19 protein-coding genes and 1 riboswitch are annotated in these 21,333 nt (G+C 68.8%); all 19 genes read left to right on the forward strand.

All coding sequences use genetic code 11. The features are described from left to right. Positions 1–6: 6 nt before the first annotated feature. A complete protein-coding gene (locus tag OSB52_RS13445; protein WP_266062175.1) occupies positions 7–1,317 on the forward strand; it encodes a dihydroorotase in 1,311 nt (436 codons plus the stop codon). After that, positions 1,314–1,862 (forward strand): PH-like domain-containing protein, encoded by a 549-nt coding sequence (locus OSB52_RS13450; RefSeq protein WP_266062177.1) that lies wholly within the window; start codon positions 1,314–1,316, stop codon positions 1,860–1,862. Before OSB52_RS13445 ends, OSB52_RS13450 begins: the two co-directional genes overlap by 4 nt. Further along, positions 1,859–3,037 carry a glutamine-hydrolyzing carbamoyl-phosphate synthase small subunit gene (gene carA / locus OSB52_RS13455; RefSeq protein WP_235722075.1) on the forward strand — a complete coding sequence of 393 codons (1,179 nt, stop codon included), beginning with the start codon at positions 1,859–1,861 and terminating at the stop codon, positions 3,035–3,037. The genes OSB52_RS13450 and carA overlap by 4 nt, the downstream gene beginning before the upstream one ends. Continuing rightward, positions 3,037–6,369, forward strand: a complete 3,333-nt coding sequence (gene carB / locus OSB52_RS13460; RefSeq protein ID WP_266062179.1) for a carbamoyl-phosphate synthase large subunit — start codon at positions 3,037–3,039, stop codon at positions 6,367–6,369. Before carA ends, carB begins: the two co-directional genes overlap by 1 nt. Then, positions 6,366–7,202 carry an orotidine-5'-phosphate decarboxylase gene (gene pyrF, locus OSB52_RS13465; RefSeq protein WP_266062181.1) on the forward strand — a complete coding sequence of 279 codons (837 nt, stop codon included), beginning with the start codon at positions 6,366–6,368 and terminating at the stop codon, positions 7,200–7,202. The genes carB and pyrF overlap by 4 nt, the downstream gene beginning before the upstream one ends. A gap of 478 nt (positions 7,203–7,680) precedes the next feature. Then, the gene (gene mihF / locus OSB52_RS13470) at positions 7,681–7,995 is read left to right on the forward strand and encodes an integration host factor, actinobacterial type (protein ID WP_160902413.1); all 315 of its coding nucleotides are present in this window, start codon (positions 7,681–7,683) and stop codon (positions 7,993–7,995) included. A gap of 42 nt (positions 7,996–8,037) precedes the next feature. Further along, entirely contained in the window at positions 8,038–8,706 is a 669-nt protein-coding gene (gmk, locus tag OSB52_RS13475) for a guanylate kinase (protein WP_266062184.1), read from the forward strand. Positions 8,707–8,782: 76 nt separating this feature from the next. After that, a complete protein-coding gene (rpoZ, locus tag OSB52_RS13480) occupies positions 8,783–9,082 on the forward strand; it encodes a DNA-directed RNA polymerase subunit omega (RefSeq protein WP_160902411.1) in 300 nt (99 codons plus the stop codon). 17 nt (positions 9,083–9,099) lie between these two features. Then, a complete protein-coding gene (gene coaBC, locus OSB52_RS13485; RefSeq protein WP_266062186.1) occupies positions 9,100–10,374 on the forward strand; it encodes a bifunctional phosphopantothenoylcysteine decarboxylase/phosphopantothenate--cysteine ligase CoaBC in 1,275 nt (424 codons plus the stop codon). A gap of 155 nt (positions 10,375–10,529) precedes the next feature. Then, positions 10,530–11,741 (forward strand): methionine adenosyltransferase, encoded by a 1,212-nt coding sequence (metK, locus tag OSB52_RS13490; protein ID WP_235722069.1) that lies wholly within the window; start codon positions 10,530–10,532, stop codon positions 11,739–11,741. Positions 11,742–11,754: 13 nt separating this feature from the next. After that, positions 11,755–13,767: a primosomal protein N' gene (locus tag OSB52_RS13495; RefSeq protein WP_504925956.1), complete on the forward strand. Its 2,013-nt coding sequence runs from the start codon at positions 11,755–11,757 to the stop codon at positions 13,765–13,767. A gap of 91 nt (positions 13,768–13,858) precedes the next feature. Further along, complete coding sequence (gene fmt / locus OSB52_RS13500; protein WP_266062187.1) at positions 13,859–14,803, forward strand: methionyl-tRNA formyltransferase; 945 nt, start codon at positions 13,859–13,861, stop codon at positions 14,801–14,803. 65 nt (positions 14,804–14,868) lie between these two features. After that, positions 14,869–16,227, forward strand: a complete 1,359-nt coding sequence (locus OSB52_RS13505) for an RsmB/NOP family class I SAM-dependent RNA methyltransferase (protein WP_266062243.1) — start codon at positions 14,869–14,871, stop codon at positions 16,225–16,227. A gap of 39 nt (positions 16,228–16,266) precedes the next feature. Then, positions 16,267–16,965: a ribulose-phosphate 3-epimerase gene (gene rpe, locus OSB52_RS13510; protein WP_266062188.1), complete on the forward strand. Its 699-nt coding sequence runs from the start codon at positions 16,267–16,269 to the stop codon at positions 16,963–16,965. Between the two features lie 49 nt (positions 16,966–17,014). Continuing rightward, the gene (ribD, locus tag OSB52_RS13515; protein ID WP_266062189.1) at positions 17,015–18,010 is read left to right on the forward strand and encodes a bifunctional diaminohydroxyphosphoribosylaminopyrimidine deaminase/5-amino-6-(5-phosphoribosylamino)uracil reductase RibD; all 996 of its coding nucleotides are present in this window, start codon (positions 17,015–17,017) and stop codon (positions 18,008–18,010) included. Positions 18,011–18,101: 91 nt separating this feature from the next. Then, positions 18,102–18,260: riboswitch (FMN riboswitch) on the forward strand. A gap of 67 nt (positions 18,261–18,327) precedes the next feature. Next, positions 18,328–19,017, forward strand: coding sequence for a riboflavin synthase (locus OSB52_RS13520; protein WP_235722065.1), 690 nt, complete (start codon positions 18,328–18,330; stop codon positions 19,015–19,017). 35 nt (positions 19,018–19,052) lie between these two features. Continuing rightward, on the forward strand, positions 19,053–20,351 hold the full coding sequence (locus OSB52_RS13525; RefSeq protein ID WP_235722364.1) for a bifunctional 3,4-dihydroxy-2-butanone-4-phosphate synthase/GTP cyclohydrolase II: 1,299 nt from the start codon (positions 19,053–19,055) through the stop codon (positions 20,349–20,351). After that, on the forward strand, positions 20,348–20,836 hold the full coding sequence (gene ribH, locus OSB52_RS13530) for a 6,7-dimethyl-8-ribityllumazine synthase (protein WP_235722064.1): 489 nt from the start codon (positions 20,348–20,350) through the stop codon (positions 20,834–20,836). The genes OSB52_RS13525 and ribH overlap by 4 nt, the downstream gene beginning before the upstream one ends. Then, positions 20,833–21,321: a PH domain-containing protein gene (locus OSB52_RS13535; protein WP_235722063.1), complete on the forward strand. Its 489-nt coding sequence runs from the start codon at positions 20,833–20,835 to the stop codon at positions 21,319–21,321. Before ribH ends, OSB52_RS13535 begins: the two co-directional genes overlap by 4 nt. Positions 21,322–21,333: the final 12 nt, after the last annotated feature.

Here is a 21,333-nt window from a genome sequence, read left to right on the forward strand (position 1 = left end):
GGCGCAATGAGCATCCCGGCAACCGGATCGGTACTGATCGCCGATGTCCGTCCCTACGGCGAGGGCGACCCGGTCGACGTCCTGGTCGTGGACGGTTCGATCGCGCAGATCGGCGCCGACCTGTCCACACCCGACGCCGCCGACCGGATCGACGGTGGCGGCGCGATCCTGCTCCCGGGTTTTGTCGACCTGCACACCCATCTGCGTGAGCCGGGCCGCGAAGACACCGAGACCATTCGCACGGGCTCGGCCGCCGCCGCGCTCGGCGGCTACACCGCGGTGTTCGCCATGGCCAACACCGACCCAGTCGCCGACAACTCGACGATCACCGACAACGTCTGGCGCACCGGTCGCGACATCGGCCTCGTGGATGTGCATCCGGTGGGGGCGGTCACGGTCGGCCTCGCCGGCAAGCAGCTCGCCGAGATGGGCATGATGGCCGCCGGAGCGGCCGGGGTGCGCATGTTCAGCGACGACGGTAAGTGCGTCGACGACCCGCTGCTGATGCGCCGCGCGTTGGAGTACGCGAAGAGCCTCGATGTCCTGATCGCGCAGCACGCCGAGGAGCCGAGGCTCACCGTGGGCGCGGTCGCGCACGAAGGTCCCACGGCCGCCCGGCTGGGTCTGACGGGATGGCCGCGCGCCGCCGAGGAGTCCATCGTCATCCGCGACGCACTGCTCGCCCGCGATGCCGGGACCCGGGTGCACATCTGCCATGCCTCGACCGAAGGCACTGTCGAACTGCTCCGGTGGGCACGGGAGCAGGGCATCGCGATCAGCGCGGAGGTCACCCCACATCACCTGTTGCTCGACGATTCCCGACTGGCCACGTACGACCCGGTGAACAAGGTGAACCCGCCGCTGCGCGAGACCCGCGACAACGACGCACTCCGCCGCGCCCTGGCCGACGGCGTGATCGACTGTGTGGCCACCGATCACGCGCCGCATGCCGCACAGGAGAAGGCCTGCGAGTTCGCCCAGGCCCGTCCCGGCATGCTGGGTCTGGAGACCGCGCTGCCGATCGTCGTCGACACCATGGTGAACCCCGGTCTGCTCGACTGGCGCGGGGTTGCTCGGGTGATGAGCGAACGTCCGGCGCAGATCGTCGGGATCGCCGATCAGGGCCGCCCGATCGAGGTCGGAGAGCCCGGATCGCTCACCCTTGTCGATCCGGACCGTTCCTGGGTGGTACGCCCGGACGAACTCGCGAGTCTGTCGCGCAACACGCCGTATGCGGCGATGACCATGCCCGCGACGGTCACCGCGACAGTGTTGCGCGGTGTGGTGACCGCGCGTGACGGCGAGGTCACCCGGTGAGCGGTCTCGAGGTCGTGGTGGTCGTCGTCGTGATCGTGGTGTGGCTGGGCCTGGTGGCCCTGGCCCTGCGCGGCTGGCGCAATCGCGGTCGGCGGCAGGCCGAGGCGATCGGCACACCGCCGCCGGTGCCGGCCGATCTGCCCGCCCCGCTCCGCGGTCCGGACACCGGCCTGTATGTGGGCAGCACCCTCGCGCCGAGTTGGCAGGACCGCGTCGCCGTCGGAGACTTCGGCGACCGTGCGGCCGCATCGATCTCGGCGTACCCGCAGGGAATCCTGGTCGATCGGCAACGGGCCTCCGAGATCTGGATTCCGCGCGAGTCGATCACCGCCGTCCGCACCGAACGAGGGCTGGCCGGCAAGGTGATGACCGCCGACGGTGTGCTGGTGATCCGGTGGCTGTTGCCCAGCGGGACCGAGGTCGACTCCGGTGTCCGGGCCGACGACAAGACCATCTACCCGGGGTGGGTGAGTGAGTTCGCCGATGCTGCGGGCGCCCCCGATCAGACCGGGTCAGACCAAGCCGAACAGGGGAATGATCAATGAGCACAGCAGTTCTCGTGCTGGAGAACGGACAGGTGTTCCGCGGGCTGCCTTACGGCGCCGTCGGCGAGACCCTGGGTGAGGCGGTGTTTTGCACCGCGATGACGGGCTACCAGGAGACCCTCACCGATCCGAGCTATCACCGGCAGATCGTGGTCGCCACGGCGCCGCAGATCGGCAACACCGGGTGGAACGACGAGGACGGGGAGAGCACCGGCAGCGCCGGCAGCGATTCGGCCACCGGCGATTCCGGCAAGATCTGGGTGGCCGGCTACGTGATCCGCAACCCCACCCGACGGGTGTCGAACTGGCGCGCGACCACCTCCCTGGAGGACGAGCTGCGTCGCCAGCAGGTGGTGGGAATCGCCGGCATCGACACCCGCACCGTCGTGCGCATCCTGCGCGACCACGGGTCGATGCGGGCCGGGGTGTTCTCTGGGCCCGCACTGGCCTCCGACGACGAGCTCGTCGCACGGGTGCGCAATCAACCGCCGATGACCGGTGCCGACCTCGCCGGCGAGGTGACCACCGCGGCGGCATACGAGGTGAGCCCCGCGTCGGCCGACGGCCAGGCTCGGTTCACCGTCGCCGCCATCGATCTGGGGATCAAGACGAACACCCCCCGGATGTTCGCGCAGCGGGGCGTGCGGGTGCACGTCCTGCCGGCGAACTCGGGGATCGATGCGGTCACCGCGCTCAACCCGGACGGGGTGTTCCTGTCCAACGGGCCGGGGGACCCGGCCACCGCGGACACCGCCGTCGAGCTCACCCGAGGCGTCCTGGGGGAGGGCCTGCCGCTGTTCGGCATCTGCTTCGGCAACCAGATCCTCGGACGCGCCCTGGGGCGTAGCACCTACAAGATGAAGTTCGGCCACCGGGGTATCAACATTCCGGTCATCGACCATGCCACGGGCACGGTGTCGATCACCGCGCAGAATCACGGGTTCGCCCTCGAAGGTGAGGCCGGCGAGGAATTCGACACCGACTTCGGGCGCGCCCGGGTGAGCCACGTCTGCGCCAACGACGGCACCGTCGAAGGTGTGGAACTCCTGTCCGGACAAGCATTCTCGGTTCAGTACCACCCGGAGGCGGCGGCCGGGCCGCACGACGCCGCCTACCTGTTCGACAAATTCGTCACCCTCCTCGAGGGTGACCGTGCACGAGGAACGAGCGCCTGATGCCACGCCGCGAAGACATCTCCCACGTACTCGTCATCGGCTCCGGACCGATCGTCATCGGTCAGGCGTGCGAGTTCGACTACTCCGGTACCCAGGCCTGCCGCGTGCTCAAGGCCGAGGGGCTGCGGGTCAGTCTGGTGAACTCCAACCCGGCGACCATCATGACCGACCCGGAGTTCGCCGACGCCACCTACATCGAACCGATCACCGCCGAATATGTCGAGAAGGTGATCGAGGCCGAACGCGACGCCGGGCATCCGATCGACGCGGTGCTGGCCACCCTCGGTGGTCAGACCGCGCTGAACACCGCTGTCGCACTGCACGACCGCGGGTCGTTGGAGAAGTACGGCATCGAACTGATCGGCGCCGACTTCGACGCCATCCAGCGCGGCGAGGACCGCCAGATGTTCAAGGACATCGTCGCCCAGGTCGGCGGCGAGAGCGCACGGTCACGCGTCTGTCACACCATGGACGAGGTGTACGCCACGGTCGAGGATCTCGGTTACCCGGTGGTGGTGCGGCCGTCGTTCACCATGGGCGGACTCGGCTCCGGTATGGCCTATGACCGCAACGATCTCGAGCGGATCGCCGGCGGCGGCCTCGCGGCCTCACCCACCGCGAATGTCCTCATCGAGGAGTCGATCCTCGGGTGGAAGGAATACGAACTCGAGTTGATGCGCGACAACCGCGACAATGTCGTGGTGGTCTGCTCGATCGAGAACGTGGACCCGGTCGGTGTGCACACCGGTGACTCGGTGACCGTCGCACCGGCGATGACCCTGACCGACCGCGAATACCAGATCATGCGGGACCTCTCGATCGCGATCCTGCGTGAGGTCGGCGTGGACACCGGTGGCTGCAACATCCAGTTCGCGCAGGACCCCCGCGACGGACGGCTGGTCGTCATCGAGATGAACCCACGCGTGTCGCGGTCGTCGGCGCTGGCATCCAAGGCGACCGGTTTCCCGATCGCCAAGATCGCGGCAAAACTCGCCATCGGCTACAGCCTCGACGAGATCGTCAACGACATCACCAAGGAGACCCCGGCCTGCTTCGAGCCGACTCTCGACTATGTCGTGGTCAAGGCGCCGCGGTTCGCCTTCGAGAAGTTCCCCGGCGCCGACGACACGCTCACCACCACGATGAAGTCGGTGGGCGAGGCGATGAGCCTGGGCCGCAGCTTTGCCGAGTCACTCGGCAAGGTGATGCGCTCGTTGGAGACCAAGGCCGCCGGCTTCTGGACCGAGCCCAATCGCCCCGACCCGGCCACCCTGGACCTCGACGCCCTGCTGGAGTCGCTCAAAACACCCAGAGACGGGCGACTCTACGGGCTGATGCTGGCCTTCGAGGCCGGTGCGAGTGTCGAACAGCTGTATGAGGCGACCGCCATCGACCCGTGGTTCCTCGCCGAGATCGGCGGCATCGCCGCACTCGGTGCCGACATCCGTGATGCCGACACCCTCGACGAATCCTTGCTGCGCCAGGCCAAGAGCAACGGCTTCTCGGATCGGCAGATCGCCGCGCTGCGAAGGGATTTCGCCGACGAGTCGGCGGTGCGGAGCCATCGCCTGGGGCTGGGTGTGCATCCGGTCTACAAGACGGTCGACACGTGTGCGGCGGAGTTCGAGGCGAAAACGCCCTATCACTACTCGACCTACGAGCTCGACCCGTCTGCCACGAGTGAGGTTGCACCCCAGCCGGACCGGCCCAAAGTGTTGATCCTCGGTTCGGGTCCCAACCGCATCGGTCAGGGCATCGAGTTCGACTATTCGTGTGTGCATGCCGCGCTGACCCTGTCGGAGGCGGGCTACGAGACGGTCATGGTCAACTGCAATCCGGAGACGGTGTCCACCGACTACGACACCGCCGACCGACTCTACTTCGAGCCGCTGACCTTCGAGGACGTCCTCGAGGTGTATCGGGCCGAGTCCGAATCGGGCACCGTGGCCGGCGTGATCGTCCAACTCGGCGGACAGACGCCGCTGGGACTTGCCCACCGGCTCGCGGCCGCGGGCGTCCCGATCGTCGGCACCAGCCCGGAGGCGATCGACCTCGCCGAGGACCGTGGCGAGTTCGGCAAGGTACTCACCGCCGCCGGCCTGCCCGCGCCGGCCTTCGGCACCGCCACCAGCTTCGACGAGGCCCGCGCTACGGCGGCGCGGATCGGCTACCCGGTGTTGGTCCGGCCCTCCTACGTACTCGGCGGGCGCGGCATGGAGATCGTCTACGACGAGAAGTCCCTGGAGGACTACATCTCCCGTGCCACCGAGTTGACCGAGGACCATCCGGTGCTCGTCGACCGCTTCCTCGAGGACGCGGTCGAGATCGACGTCGACGCGTTGTGCGACGGCAACGAGGTCTACATCGGCGGCGTGATGGAACACATCGAGGAGGCGGGCATCCACTCCGGTGACTCGGCGTGTGCGCTGCCGCCGGTGACCCTCGGTCGGTCCGATCTGGCCATGGTCCGGGCCTCCACCGAGGCGCTGGCCAAGGGCATCGGGGTGCGCGGGCTGCTCAACGTGCAGTACGCACTCAAAGACGACATCCTCTATGTGCTTGAGGCCAATCCCCGGGCGAGTCGCACCGTGCCGTTCGTGTCCAAGGCCACTGCCGTGCCGTTGGCCAAGGCATGCGCGCGGGTGATGATGGGGGAGACGATCGCCGAACTCCGCACCCAGCGGGTGCTACCCGCCACCGGCGACGGGGGCGAGGCGCCCGTGCACGCGCCGATCTCGGTCAAAGAGGCCGTGCTGCCGTTCAACCGGTTCCGCCGCCACGACGGCAGCGGGGTCGACTCGCTGCTGAGCCCCGAGATGAAATCGACCGGCGAGGTGATGGGCATCGACGCCGACTTCGGTCAGGCGTTCGCCAAATCGCAGACCGCCGCCTACGGATCGCTGCCCACCGGTGGTGCGATCTTTGTCTCGGTGGCCAACAAGGACAAGCGGGCGCTCATCTTCCCGGTGAAACACCTGGCCGATCTCGGCTTCGACATCCTGGCCACCGAGGGCACCGCAGACGTCCTGCGGCGCAACGGAATCGAGTGCCGAACCGTCCGCAAACACTACGAGGCCGCCGACGATGTGCAGACCATCGTCGACATCATCCGGGCCGGTGAGGTCGCGATGGTGATCAACACCCCTTACGGCAACTCCGGTCCGCGGGTGGACGGCTATGAGATCCGCAGTGCCGCGGTCTCGGTGAACATCCCCTGCATCACCACGGTGCAGGGCGCGAGCGCCGCGGTGCAGGGCATCGAGGCCGCGATCAACGGTCAGATGGGCGTGCAGTCGCTGCAACGACGGCACGCGGTGCTGGTGAACCGATGACCACGTCGGCACCCCACGGCTATGCGTCGCGCCATCGCGCGGCGGTCGAGCAGCGCGGACGGCTGTGCGCCGGGATCGATCCGCACACCGAGCTGCTCGAGCAGTGGGGACTGCCGGTCTCTGCCACCGGGCTCGAGCGATTCGCCGATATCTGTGTGGCCGCGCTCGCGCCGGTGGCTGCGGTCGTCAAACCTCAGGTCGCGTTCTTCGAGGTGTTCGGGGCGGCCGGTTTCACGGTGCTCGAACGAGTGATCCGGGACTGTCGAGAAGCCGGTGCGCTGGTGTTGGCCGACGCCAAGCGTGGCGACATCGGGACCACCATGGCCGCCTACGCCGACGCCTGGCTCGAGGACCGCTCGCCGCTGTGTGCCGACGCCGTGACAGTCTCGCCGTATCTGGGTTTCGGGGCGCTGAGACCCGCCCTGGACGCGGCGAGTGCCGCGCAGCGGTGTGCCTTCGTGCTGGCGCGCACCTCCAATCCGGATGGCGCCGAAATCCAGCTCGCCGACGCAGGTGGCCGCGCGGTGGGGCAGACCGTCGTCGATGCGGCCGCCGCCGAGAACACGGACGGCAGCGGATCGGTAGGGCTCGTCGTCGGCGCCACCAGGGCGCACGGACTAGATCTGTCCGGGCTGCACGGACCGATCCTCGCGCCTGGGCTGGGCGCCCAGGGCGCCACCCCCGGGGACCTGCCGGAGGTCTTCGCCGGCGCCGACACCCGCTGGCTGGTTCCCGCGAGCAGCCGCGGTGTTTTGCGTTCGGGACCCGATGTCGACGCCTTGCGCGACGCGTTCTGTCACACCCGGGACGCGGTGGAGACCGCCCTGGGCTGACAGCCCTGCGGCGAGCCGACATGGTCGCGACTCGATCGATGTCGCCGCGACACGCGCGACCGCGACACCGAAAGCAGGAAATCCGCGATCGTCACTCTCGTCACACAGGTATCACCGCAGGCAGGGGGCCAATTTGCGGTTCGATTGCGGCGACGTTAGCGTTCCTCGTGCCCGTGACGCCCTGACCTGCGGTTTCGAGGCAAAGTGCGTAGTCAGGGGCTTGCCCGGGTGACGTGTCGGCGTCATACGTTAGGTTCGTGGGGCAGTGGCGCTACAGCATGCCGTTCCGACGGTTGCGCAGGGGGTGGCACTCGCAAATGCCTGCTCACGTGGGTACGGTCGCTTTCGCCGCACCATTGCGCGGCGATGGCAGGCCCGCTCATGGCGACCGCCATGGTCGCGTGGGCGACCAACCGCCATCAGGAGCAACACGCGACTGATGACAGTCCAATCGAAGACTAGAAAGACGGAGGAACCCGTGGCCCTTCCGCAGTTGACAGACGAGCAGCGCGCTGCCGCGTTGGAGAAGGCAGCTGCCGCTCGGCGGGCCCGCGCCGAGCTCAAGGAGCGCTTGAAGCGCGGCGGCACCAACCTCGAGCAGGTGCTCAAGGATGCCGAGAACGACGAGATCCTGGGCAAGATGAAGGTCTCGGCGCTGCTGGAGGCACTGCCCAAGGTGGGCAAGGTCAAGGCACAGGAGATCATGACCGAGCTCGAGATCGCCCCGACCCGCCGCCTGCGTGGCCTCGGCGATCGTCAGCGCAAGGCGCTGCTCGAGAAGTTCAGCTCCTGACCGAGTGAACGAGACGAGCGTGATGACGGCACAGGTTCGGCGGTGAGCCGCCCGACACCGGGAGAGCCGCAATCCACGCCCCCGAGGGGCCGACTGGTTGTACTGGTCGGCCCCTCGGCCGTGGGGAAGTCGACCGTGGTCTCCCGGGTACGTCAGCTACTACCGGAACTGTTCTTCAGTGTCTCGGCCACCACCCGGGCACCGCGCCCCGGAGAAACAGCCGGACGTGACTACCATTTCGTCGACCGCGCCGAGTTCGACCGGATGATCGACGACGATGAGCTGCTGGAGTGGGCGGACATCCACGGCGGACTGCAGCGCTCGGGTACGCCGCGCCGGCCGGTCATCGAGGCGATGGAGCGTGGCGTGCCCGTGTTGGTGGAGGTCGACCTCGTCGGGGCGCGCAATGTGTTGCGGCGGATTCCGGAGGCGACCGGTGTGTTCCTGGCGCCGCCGACGTGGGACGACCTGGTTGCCCGGTTGACCGCACGCGGGACCGAATCGGCCGACGCCGTGGCGCGCCGGTTGGAGACCGCGCGGGTCGAGATGGCTGCCCAGGACGAGTTCGATCACGTCCTGGTGAACCACGAAGTCGACCAGGTGGCCTCGGAGTTGGTATCCTTGCTGGTCGGGTCCGACGATTCAACAACTGATCCGTCACGAGTCGATGGGTCGAGCCCGGCGCCGTCGTCCACCCGACAGTCGACGTGAAGACGTTTCCATCGCCGACACCTGTCGAACCCGGCAGGCCGGCGCCACCAGAGCACACAGTGATGCAGGAGTTTGCGTGAGCACCCCCACCAATTTCGACCTGACCGAAGTTGCCGACGCCCCGGCCTATGACACCCCGCTGGGCATCACCAACCCGCCCATCGACGAGCTGCTCGAGCGCGCGTCGTCGAAGTACGCACTGGTGATCTACGCGGCCAAGCGTGCCCGGCAGATCAACGACTACTACAACCAGCTCGGCGACGGCATCCTGGAGTACGTCGGTCCGCTGGTCGAGCCAGGCCTGCAGGAGAAGCCGCTGTCGATCGCGATGCGGGAGATCCACTCCGATCTCCTCGAGCACACCGAAGGCGAATAAGAGCCTCGGGCGCGGGGATGGCAACGGCGCACACCAGCACTCCCGGCAATCACCGTCGGGTCCTCATCGGCGTAGGCGGCGGTATCGCCGCCTACAAGGTCTGTTCGGTGATCCGGCACTTCACCGAGGCCGGTCACGACGTGCGCGTCGTGCCGACCGAATCCGCGCTGAAGTTCGTCGGCGCGGCGACCTTCGAGGCCCTGTCGGGTAACCCGGTCTCCACCGACGTCTTCGACGATGTCGACCAGGTCGCCCATGTCCGCCTCGGGCAGGGCGCCGAATTGGTGATCGTGGCACCCGCCACCGCCGACCTGATGGCCCGCGCCGCGTCGGGGCGTGCCGACGACCTGTTGACGGCCTCACTGCTCACGGTGCGCTGTCCGGTCCTGTTCGTGCCCGCGATGCACACCGAGATGTTGGAGCACCCGGCCACCCAGGCCAATGTCGCCACCCTGCGCGCCCACGGCAACACGGTGATGACACCGGCGTCGGGCCGGCTCACCGGTACCGACAGTGGTCGTGGACGGCTGCCCGATCCGCAGGAGATCGCGATGATCGGCGAACTCCTGCTCGACCGTCCCGACGCGTTGCCCTACGACCTCGCCGGGGTGCGGGTGGTGATCAGCGCCGGAGGTACCCGCGAGCCGCTCGACCCGGTGCGCTACCTGGGCAACCACAGTTCGGGTAAGCAGGGTTTCGCGTTGGCGCGTGCCGCAGCCCAACGCGGCGCCACCGTCACCGTCGTCGCGGGGTCGACGGCCGACCCCGGTGATCCGGCCGGTGTCGACATCGTCCGTGTGGCCAGTGCGCAGCAACTGGCCGACGAGATGACCAAACGCGCTGCCGAGGCCGATGTGGTGATCATGGCGGCTGCTGTCGCCGACTTCCGGCCCGTCGCGTTCACCGAGTCGAAGATCAAGAAGACCGATGCGGGACCGGCACCGATCGAGCTCACCACCAACCCTGACATCCTGCGCGGGCTCGTCACCGACCGATCCGCCGGGCGTATCCCGGCCGAGACGGTCATTGTGGGCTTCGCCGCCGAGACCGGAGACGAAACGGGCGGCGTCCTCGATCACGGGCGCGCCAAGTTGCGTCGCAAGGGCTGCGATCTGTTGGTGGTGAACGCGGTGGGGGAAGGCAAGGCATTCGGCACCGAGGACAACACCGGCTGGCTGCTGTCGGCCACCGGTACCGAAACGGCGCTGCCGTTGGGGTCCAAGACGTTGATGTCGAGCCGAATCCTCGACGAGGTACGGGCATTGCTGCCCGAAGGAGATGGTGTGGCCTGACGGCACGGCCGTCGGAGCCGATGTGTAGGTTGGAACGCGTTCACAGCCGGGCGATTCCCGGGCTGCGAGAATGCTCGGCAGAAGAGACAATCGACGGCACCCGTCGTCGGCACACGCGCCCGAGACGGGGCCCGGAAAGAGCCTGAGAGGATCAGATGACCACCTCTGCGTCACGCCTGTTCACCAGCGAATCCGTCACCGAGGGGCATCCCGACAAGATCTGTGACGCAATCAGTGACTCGATCCTCGACGCGATGCTGGCCAAGGATCCGACCGCGCGGGTGGCGGTGGAGACCCTGGTCACCACCGGGCAGGTTCATGTCGCCGGTGAGGTCACCACGAGTGCCTATGTCGACATCCCCGACATCGTGCGCAGCAAGATCCTCGAGATCGGCTACGACTCGTCGACCAAGGGTTTCGATGGCGCCTCCTGCGGTGTGAACGTCGCCATTGGTGCCCAGTCGCCGGATATCGCCGGTGGTGTGTTCACCTCCCACGAAAGCCGCAGCGGTATCTCCGAGGACGAGATCGACAGCCAGGGAGCCGGCGACCAGGGCCTGATGTTCGGCTATGCGACCGACGAGACGCCCGAGTACATGCCGGTGCCCATCGCGCTGGCGCACCGACTCTCGCGCCGACTCACCGAGGTCCGTAAATCCGGCGTGCTCCCATACCTGCGGCCCGACGGCAAGACCCAGGTCACCATCGAGTACGACAAGGACAAGCCGGTACGGCTCGACACCGTCGTCCTGTCCACCCAGCACGCGGCCGACATCGATCTGGACAACATGTTGACCCCCGACATCCGCAGCAAGGTCGTCGACACGGTCCTCGCCGAGTTGGCGTTGCCGACTCTGGACACCTCCGAGGTGCGGCTGCTGGTGAATCCGACGGGCAAGTTCGTGCTCGGCGGGCCCATGGGTGATGCCGGCCTCACCGGCCGCAAGATCATCGTCGACACCTATGGCGGCATGGCCCGCCACGGTGGCGGGGCCTTCTCCGGCAAGGACCCGTCGAAGGTCGACCGCAGCGCCGCCTATGCGATGCGGTGGGTGGCCAAGAACGCGGTCGCCGCCGGTCTGGCCGGGCGGATCGAGGTTCAGGTCGCCTACGCGATCGGCAAGGCCGCGCCCGTCGGCCTGTTCGTGGAGACCTTCGGCACCGAGCGCGTCGATCCGACCGTGATCGAGAAGGTCATCTCCGAGGAGTTCGATCTGCGTCCGCTCGCGATCATCCGCGACCTGGATCTGCTGCGGCCGATCTACGCGCCGACCGCGGCCTACGGCCACTTCGGACGGACCGACGTCGATCTGCCGTGGGAGCGCACGGACCGCGCCGAGAAGCTCCGCGCTGCGGCCGGACTCTGAGCTGCCGCATCGTCTGAGCACTGTGTCCGCCCGCGGCGGGTCGCGGGTGCCCGCAACGCGCAAGCCGATCGGCAAAGTGCTGCCGATGCTCGGACTGGCGCACCTCGACCGTGAGTTCGACTACCTCATCGATGAACAGCAGGATGAGGTCGCGACTCCGGGAGTGCGTGTGCGCGTGCGATTTTCGGGCAGACTGATCGACGGCTTCCTGCTCGACCGGGTCGACGAGACCGACCACACCGGTCGGCTCGGCTGGCTGGAGCGGGTCGTATCGGGCGAACCGGTTCTCGATCCGGCACTGATCGGAGTCTGTCGGGCGGTGGCCGACCGGTATGCGGGAACGCTGTCGGATGTGCTGCGCCTGGCCGTACCGCCGCGGCACGCCCGGACCGAGAAAGAAGACCCACCGAATGCGGCGAGTGCAGTCGCAGCGGTGCCGGACCTGACGGCATGGCAGGCATACCCCGCCGCCCCGTCCTTCATCGACCTGCTGCCGGCCGGCAATCCTCGCGCGGTCTGGCAGGCCACCGCCGGTGAGGACTGGCCGACGCGGTTGGCCGAATTGGCCGCGGTGACCGCGGCGGCGGGCCGCGGAGCAATCATCGTCGTGCCCGATCAGCGGGATCTCGATCGGCTCGAACGGGTCTGTGCACCGCTGTTCGGCGACCGGTGCGTGACACTGGCCGCCGGACTCGGGCCCACCGCGCGGTACCGGCGTTGGCTCGCGGTCCGGCGCGGGGCGGCCGACGTGGTGCTCGGTACCCGCAGCGCGATCTTCGCGCCGGTACACGATCTCGGCCTGCTCGTGGTGTGGGACGACGGCGATGACAGTCTCAACGAGCCGCGCGCGCCCTATCCGCATCCGCGGGAGGTCGCGGTCATCCGTTCCCATCAGCAGCGCAGCGCGTTGGTTGTTGGGGGACTGGCCCGCACGACCGAAGCCCATGCGCTGGTGGCCGCCGGCTGGGCGCACGATCTTCTCGCCGACCGCACCACCGTCCGTGCGCGGACCGCGCGCGTGTTGGCATTGAGCGCCGAGGACCGTCGGGTCGCCGGCGATCCATTGGCCCGGTCGGCCCGGATCCCGGGTATCGCCTTCGATGCGGCTCGGCGGGCCGTCGCCGCCGACCGGCCGGTGTTGTTCAGCGTGCCGCGCCGCGGATACGTGCCGTCGCTGGCGTGTGCGCGGTGTCGGGCGCACGCGCGTTGTCGCGCCTGCCACGGGCCCCTGCAACTCGACGTAGGCGATCAGATCTCGTGTCGCTGGTGTGGGCGCGCCGAACGGGCGTTTCGCTGCGCGGAGTGCGGCGGTTCGCAGGTGCGGGCGCTGACCACCGGAGCGGGACGGACCGCAGAGGAACTCGGTCGTGCCTTCGCCGGCGTGCCGATCACCACCTCGGGTGGAGCGAACATCGCCGCGACGGTGCCCGACGGCGCCCGCATCGTGGTCGCGACGCCGGGCGCCGAGCCGATCGCCGACGGCGGGTACGGCGCGGCGATTCTGCTCGACACCTGGGCGCAACTCGACCGAGCGGACCTGCGCGCCGCCGAGGACGCGGTCCGGCACTGGATGGCGGTCGGGTCGATGGTCCGATCACACACCGACGGTGGCAGCCTCGTCATCGTCGCCGATGCGGGCCTGGCACCGGTGCAAGCGGTGATTCGTTGGGACCCGGTGGGTTTCGCCGACGAAGAACTGAATCAACGAGGCGAGCTGGGCTTCCCACCCGCAGTGACCATGGCGTCGGTCGATGGGGCTCGGGACACGGTGTCGGCGTTCGTCGACGCCATGGTGCTGCCGCCGACCGGTGAACTCCTCGGTCCGGTTCCGCTGCCCGTCGGCGTTCGTCCGCCGGCCGGATCGGGCGACGCGTTCGACGGAGCCGTGGAACGCATACTGGTGCGGGTGCCGCGACGCGACGGCCGGCAGTTGAGTGCGGCGTTGACCGCCGCGCAGGTCCATCGCAACGCCCAGCACGAGACCGGACCGATCCGCGTCCAGGTCGATCCGCCTACGATCGGATGAGCGCGGACATCGTCGTGGTCCGAGACGAATCCGAGGCCATCCGCCGCAGAGGTGACCTCGATGCAGGTCGCGAACGCCGTGAAAGGGTCATATGAGGGTCGTATTCGCCGGAACTCCGGACGTCGCGGTGCCGTCGCTGCGCCTGCTGATCGAGTCCCCGCAGCACGAGGTGGTCGGGGTGATCTCACGCCCCGACGCAGCCGCCGGGCGGGGCCGCAAGGAGGTCCGGTCGCCGATCGCGGCACTCGCCGATGAGTACGGCATCGACGTGATCACCCCGCGCCGACTCAGCGACGCCGGCGTGCTGGATCGGCTGCGCTCGTGGCGTCCGGATTGCGGTGCGGTGGTCGCCTACGGCGGCTTGGTACCGCCCGGCCTGCTGACGCTGCCGACCCACGGATGGATCAATCTGCACTTCTCGGTGCTGCCGTCGTGGCGCGGGGCCGCACCGGTGCAACACGCCATCGCCGCAGGCGACGAGGTCACCGGTGCCACGACGTTCGAGCTCGAGGAAGGACTCGACACCGGACCTGTCTACGGCATCATCACCGAGGCCATCGGGTCCGCCGACACCAGTGGTGATCTGCTCGAACGACTGGCCGGGGCCGGATCCCACCTGCTGGTGTCCACCCTCGACGGCATCGAGGACGGCTCGCTGACCCCGGTTGCGCAGTCCTCAACAGGTGTCAGCCACGCACCGAAGGTCGGCGTCGACGACGCACGCATTCGCTGGGATCTGCCCGCACACATCATCGACCGGCGTATCCGGGCACACACCCCCGCGCCCGGTGCCTGGACGACGCTGGACGGAGCGCGGATCAAGGTCGGGCCGGTCGAGATTCTCGACGCAGGTGGCGACACGGCTCCGACACCGGGTGCCGCGGGGTCGCTGCGGGTCGCGAAGAAGTGGGTCGATGTCGCGACGGCGACGGGACCGGTGCGGTTGTCGTGGGTACAGCCTCCGGGGAAGAAGGCGATGCCGGCGGCCGACTGGGCGCGTGGCACGCGGCTGACCGACGGGACGGTACTGGCATGAGCGACCGGCACAGACGGCCCGACAGTGCGCGCCCGGGTCGTGCGCGACCCGCCGAAGCCGGGCGAATGAAGAAGGCGGCGCTGCGGGACAAGGCGGTCGACCCGGCCCGGGAAGCCGCCCGGGACACCCTGCGCGCAGTGCGGGAGCGCGACGCCTACGCCAACCTGGTGCTGCCGAGGATGCTGACCGACCGCGGGATCACCGGTCGTGACGCCGCGCTGGCCACCGAACTCGCCTACGGGGCCGCGCGAGCGCAGGGGTTGCTCGACGCGGTCATCGCCGCGGCGGCGAACCGCCCGGTTGGCGAGATCGACGGGGCCGTCCTCGATGTGCTGCGCCTGGGCACATATCAGCTGCTGCGCACCCGGATCGGCTCCCATGCGGCGGTGTCGACGTCGGTGGACCTCGTCCGGTCCGAGATGGGCATGGGGCCGTCGGGTTTCGTCAACGCCGTGCTGCGCAAGGTGTCGCAGCGCGACGAGGATCTCTGGGTCGACGAACTCGCACCGTCGATGGCCGACGACCTCGTCGGCAACCTCGCCTTCCGGTACGCCCATCCGCGCTGGATCGCCGAGGTGTTCGCCGAGGCGCTCGGCGGGTCCGCGGGAGCGCTGCAGGCCGCGCTGGCCGCCGACGACGAACGGCCCCCTGTACACCTGGTGGCCCGACCGGGACTGATCACCGCCGAAGAACTGGCGCTCGTCAGCGGCGGCGACGTCGGCCGGTACTCGCCATACTGCGTCTACCTGCCCGGCGGCGACCCGGGGGAGCTGGACGCGATTCGCGACGGTTACGCCGGTGTGCAGGACGAGGGAAGCCAACTGGTGGGACGGGCGCTGACCGTCGCCGAGGTGGCCGACGACGCGGGCCGTTGGCTGGACATGTGCGCCGGCCCCGGCGGGAAGGCCGCGCTGGTCGCGGCCATCGCGGACATCGACGGTGCCCACCTCGACGCGGTGGAGGTCTCCGAGCACCGGGCCGAACTCATCCGCAAGGTGGTGCGTGACCTGCCCGTTGACGTCCATGTCGCCGATGCGCGAGAGAGCGGGTTGACTCCCGGATTCGACCGGATTCTGCTCGACGCGCCGTGCAGTGGGCTCGGATCGCTACGGCGGCGACCCGAGTCGCGGTGGCGCCGTGGCCCGGCGGACACCCCCGGGCTGGTCACGCTGCAGCGCGAGTTGCTCACCGAGGCCGTGCGGCTGCTCCGTCCGGGTGGTGTCGTCGTGTACTCGACCTGCTCGCCGCACCCGGCGGAGACCGTCGGTGTGGTCGCCGACGTCCTCGCTGCGCAGCCCGAGGTCGAGCAGATCGACGCCCGGGCGTTGGTACCCGCCGACCATCTCGGCGACGGCCCCCACGTCCAGCTGTGGCCGCACATCCACGGCACCGATGCGATGTTCCTGGCCGTCCTGCGGCGCTGACGATCGTCGTCGTCCGAGCTCGCCCTACAATCTGTGCTCATGTGTGCCACCGGTGCCCCGATGATCGCCCCGTCCATCCTCTCCGCCGACTTCGCCAACCTGGCCGCCGAGGCGCAGGCCGTCGGCGGGCCGGGCGCCGACCGTGCCGACTGGTTGCACGTCGACGTGATGGATGCCCACTTCGTGCCCAATCTCACCCTGGGGCTGCCGGTGGTGGAGAGCCTGCTCAAGGCCACCGACATACCGCTCGACTGTCACCTGATGATCGAGAATCCGCAGCGGTGGGCGCCGCCGTACGCCGAGGCCGGCGCCCACAATGTGACGTTCCACGCCGAGGCCACCGACGACCCGCTCGCGGTTGCCCGGGATATCCGCGCCGCCGGCGCCAAAGCGGGGCTGAGCATCAAACCCGGCACACCACTCGACCCGTACCTGGAGATCATCCGCGACTTCGACACCCTGCTCATCATGAGTGTCGAACCGGGTTTCGGTGGGCAGAAGTTCATGCCCGAGGTGCTCGCCAAGGCGCGGGCGATCCGCAAGGTCATCGACACCGAGGACCTGCGTCTGCTCGTCGAGATCGACGGCGGGATCAACGCCGACACCATCGAACAGGCCGCGGAGGCGGGCATCGACTGCTTTGTCGCCGGGTCGGCGGTCTACGGCGCCGACGTCCCGGGGGCGGCCGTTGCCGCGCTGCGCGACCAGGCGCTCGCCGCGCGCACGACGCGCGCGTGACGACGTGGTGGCGAATCGTCGGCCGACAGAGATCGACATCGCTCGCGCGATGCGAATGGCGATCGACGAATCGGCGGCCGCGCAGGGTGTCAGCTCGCCGAACCCGCCTGTCGGTGCGGTCATCCTGGGCCGCGACGGCACCGTCGTCGGGCGCGGCCACACCCAACCGCCCGGCGGTCCGCACGCAGAGGTGATGGCGCTGCGAGCGGCGGGCGCCGCGGCGGAGGGTGCCACCGCCGTGGTCACCTTGGAACCTTGTGATCACACCGGACGTACCGGACCCTGCACGGCGGCCCTGATCGATGCGGGTGTGGCCGCCGTGTATTTCGCGGTCGCGGATCCCAACCCGACGGCAGCAGGTGGCGCCGCGACCTTGCGGGCGGCGGGACTGAACGTTGAGGCGGGGGTGGAGCGCTGCGCGGCGGAATCAGGCCCGTTGCGACCGTGGCTCTTCCGCCAACGCCGTGGTCGACCGCTGGTCACCGTCAAGCTCGCCTCCACCATCGACGGCAGGATCGCTGCGCCCGACCGGACGAGTCGCTGGATCACCGGCGAGCAGAGTCGACGGCGTGTGCACGCACAGCGAGCACGGCTCGACGCCATCGTCGTCGGTACCGGAACAGTGCTCGCCGACGACCCGGCGCTGACCGCCCGCGCCGACGACGGGGCGTTGCTCCCGCATCAGCCAAGTCGAGCTGTGATGGGCCGGCGCGCGATCCCGGTCGGTGCGCGGGTCGCCGACGGTATCGCGCCCCTGCATCACATCCGCAGCCACGACCCGGCGGCCGTGCTCGACGCGCTCGACGAAGCGCTGTGGGTGCTGGTGGAGGGCGGTCCGTCGATCATCGGTGCTTTTCTCGCCGCGGGACTCGTCGACGAGATCGATGCCTATCTCGCACCCATGGTGCTCGGCGGGGGCGCCGCGTCGGTGGAGATCCCGGGGATCACCACCCTGACCGATGCGCACCGGTTCTCACTCGCCGCGGTCGACACCCTCGGCGATGACGTGCTCGTGAGGCTGACCCGCACGGATGACGCGGTCTGACCGTCGCCGGCGTCAGCCGACGGGTCCGCGCTCTCATGCCGCACAGGGACGCCGCGTGCCGTCGCGGGTCAGTGCGTGCTAATTTCGATGTCAGAGTTCTCGGGGCGGGGTGGAATTCCCCACCGGCGGTGATGGCGTACTCATACCTCGTGAGGATGCCGAGCCCGCGAGCGCCTGCCCTCCGGCAGGGACAGCAGATCCGGTGTGAATCCGGAGCCGACGGTCATAGTCCGGATGTGAGAGAACCGGGCCGGCCAGTGCCTGCCCTCCTTCTCACATCGCCGTATGCACCGAGCGAGTTGTGAGGAGTACACACCGTGTTCACCGGCATCGTCGAGGAGCTCGGCACGATCGTCCGCCGAGACGACCTGGCCGACGCGGCCCGACTCACCGTCCGAGGCCCCCTGGTGACCAGCGACGCCGGCTTCGGCGATTCCATCGCCGTCAACGGCGTGTGCCTGACCGTCGTGGAGCATCAGACCGACGAGTTCACCGTGGACGTGATGGCCGAGACGTTGCGTCGCAGTTCGCTCGCCGACCTGACTGCCGGCAACCACGTCAACCTCGAACGCGCGATGGCGGCCGGCGGCCGCTTCGGCGGCCACATCGTGCAGGGCCACGTGGACGGGGTGGGACGCATCCTGTCGGTGACCCCGTCACAGAACTGGACCGTCGTACGGATCGCGGTACCCACCCAACTCGAGCGCTACATCGTGGAGAAGGGATCGATCACCGTCGACGGCGTCTCACTGACCGTGTCGTCGATCTCCCAGCCCGCAACCTCCGAGCCCGGAACCTCGGGGCCCTGGTTCGAGATATCGCTGATCCCCACCACATTGCAGGAGACCAACCTCGGGGCGGCGGCCGTCGGCGCCCCGGTGAACCTCGAGGTCGATGTGATCGCCAAGTACGTCGAACGTCTCCATCCCGCTCTGCAGGAGGCGCACTCCCCGCCGGCGCAACCGGTGGGCGACACTGGTGGACGAGACGGATCGGCGGCGGAGTAGACATGATCAGCAGTGCAACGGTAGGTGGTGAGGGCATGACGGGTCCGGCAGATCCGGCGGTTCGTGAGAAGGTGCGTTTCGACTCGGTCGAGCGGGCCATCGCCGACGTCGCCGCCGGCAAGGCGGTGGTGGTGGTCGACGACGAGGACCGTGAGAACGAGGGTGACCTGATCTTCGCGGCCGAGAAGGCCACGCCCGAACTCGTCGCCTTCATGGTTCGCTACACCTCCGGTTACCTGTGCGTCCCGCTGGCAGGCGACGATTGCGATCGGCTCGGCCTGCCCCCGATGTACTCCATGAACCAGGACAAACACGGCACCGCCTACACAGTGACCGTGGACGCCCGGGAGGGGATCGGCACAGGCATCAGCGCCGCCGACCGTGCCACCACCATGCGGTTGCTCGCCGACCCGGCCAGCAGCGCCGTTGATTTCACGCGACCGGGCCACGTCGTGCCGTTGCGCGCCAAGGAGGGGGGCGTGCTGCGACGGCCGGGCCACACCGAGGCCGCGGTGGACCTGTCGCGGCTGGCCGGACTCGCGCCTGCCGGCGTGATCTGCGAGATCGTCAGCCAGAAGGACGAAGGGTCGATGGCGCAGACCGACGAATTGCGGGTCTTTGCCGACGATCACGATCTTGCCCTCATCTCGATCGCCGACCTGATCGCCTGGCGTCGGCGGCACGAGAAGCACGTGGTCCGCGTCGCCGAGGCCCGGATCCCCACCCGGCACGGTGATTTTCGCGCTGTCGGCTACTCCAGTATCTACGACGACGTCGAACACGTCGCGCTGGTGAAGGGCGACGTCACGGGCCCGGACGGAGCCGGCCACGACGTGCTGGTGCGGGTCCACTCCGAGTGTCTGACCGGTGATGTCTTCGGCTCCCTGCGTTGCGACTGCGGGCCACAGCTCGATGCGGCGATGGAGATGGTCGCTGCCGAGGGCCGCGGCGTGGTGCTGTACATGCGTGGTCATGAAGGCCGCGGCATCGGACTGCTACACAAATTGCAGGCCTACCAGCTTCAGGACTCCGGTGCGGACACGGTGGACGCGAACCTGCAGTTGGGGCTGCCCGCGGACTCACGCGACTACGGGCTCGGGGCGCAGATCCTGGTTGACCTCGGCGTGAGTTCGATGCGCCTGCTCACCAACAATCCGGCCAAACGCGTCGGTCTCGACGGCTACGGACTACAGATCGTCGACCGGGTACCGATGCCGGTCCGCGCGAACTCCGAGAACCTGCACTATCTGCGTACCAAGCGCGACCGGATGGGCCACGACCTGGTGGGACTGGAGGACTGGGTGGAGCGCAACGATGAGGCGGATCCGGCGTGAGCGGACACGGTGAGCCGACACTCGACCTCGCCGATGCGAGTGTTCTGCGGCTGGCAATAGTGTCCTCCCAGTGGCACGACACCATCTGCACTGCACTACTCGAGGGCGCGCTGCGGGTGGCGGAGTCCCATCACGTCGTCGACCCCACCGTGGTCCGGGTGGCCGGGGCGATCGAACTGCCGGTCATCGTGCAGGCGTTGGCACGCACCCACGACGCCGTGGTCGCGCTGGGTGTGGTGATCAAGGGGGAGACCCCCCACTTCGAGTACGTCTGTGACGCTGTCACCGCCGGGTTGACCAGGGTGTCGTTGGATGAGTCCACGCCGGTGGGCAACGGGGTGCTGACCACGCTCACCGAGGAGCAGGCATTGGCCCGAGCGGGCCTGCCGGACTCGAAAGAGGACAAGGGCGCCCAGGCCACCACAGCGGCACTCGCATCAGCGCTGACCCTGCGTGCGCTGGCTCGGGGCGAGTCGCTGGGATGAGTGCGGACACAGCCGTGGAGTGGGACCTGATCTACCGTCCCCGGCGGATGCCGCGGATCGCGATCGCGGCGGCCGCGGTGGTGCTGGCCATCCACATCGTCTTCGCCGCGCTGCTGACCATCTCCGACACCGGCGTGCACATCGGTGGCTCCGACCAGCTCGGTCTCGCGCTCATCGGGGTCGTCGAGGCCGCCGCCATCCTGCTGTTCACTCAGCCACGGCTGCGGGTGGGTCCGTCGGGTGTCGCGGTACGCAACTTGGTGGGTGAGCGCCTGTTCGGCTGGGATCGGGTGCGCGGCATGACCTATCCGGACAAGGGCTTCTCCGCACGGTTGTTGCTGCCCGACGACGAGCACGTGCCGGTTCTCGCGGTGCAGGCAGCCGACGCCGATCGCGCGGTGTCGGCCATGAATTCGTTTCGTGAGTTGGCCGAGCGCTACGGCTCGGACTCCGGCGGCGAGATGGGTCCGGTCGAGCAGTCGTAGGCACCGATTAGC

This window comes from Gordonia aquimaris, assembly GCF_026262595.1.
Lineage (GTDB): Bacteria > Actinomycetota > Actinomycetes > Mycobacteriales > Mycobacteriaceae > Gordonia > Gordonia tangerina.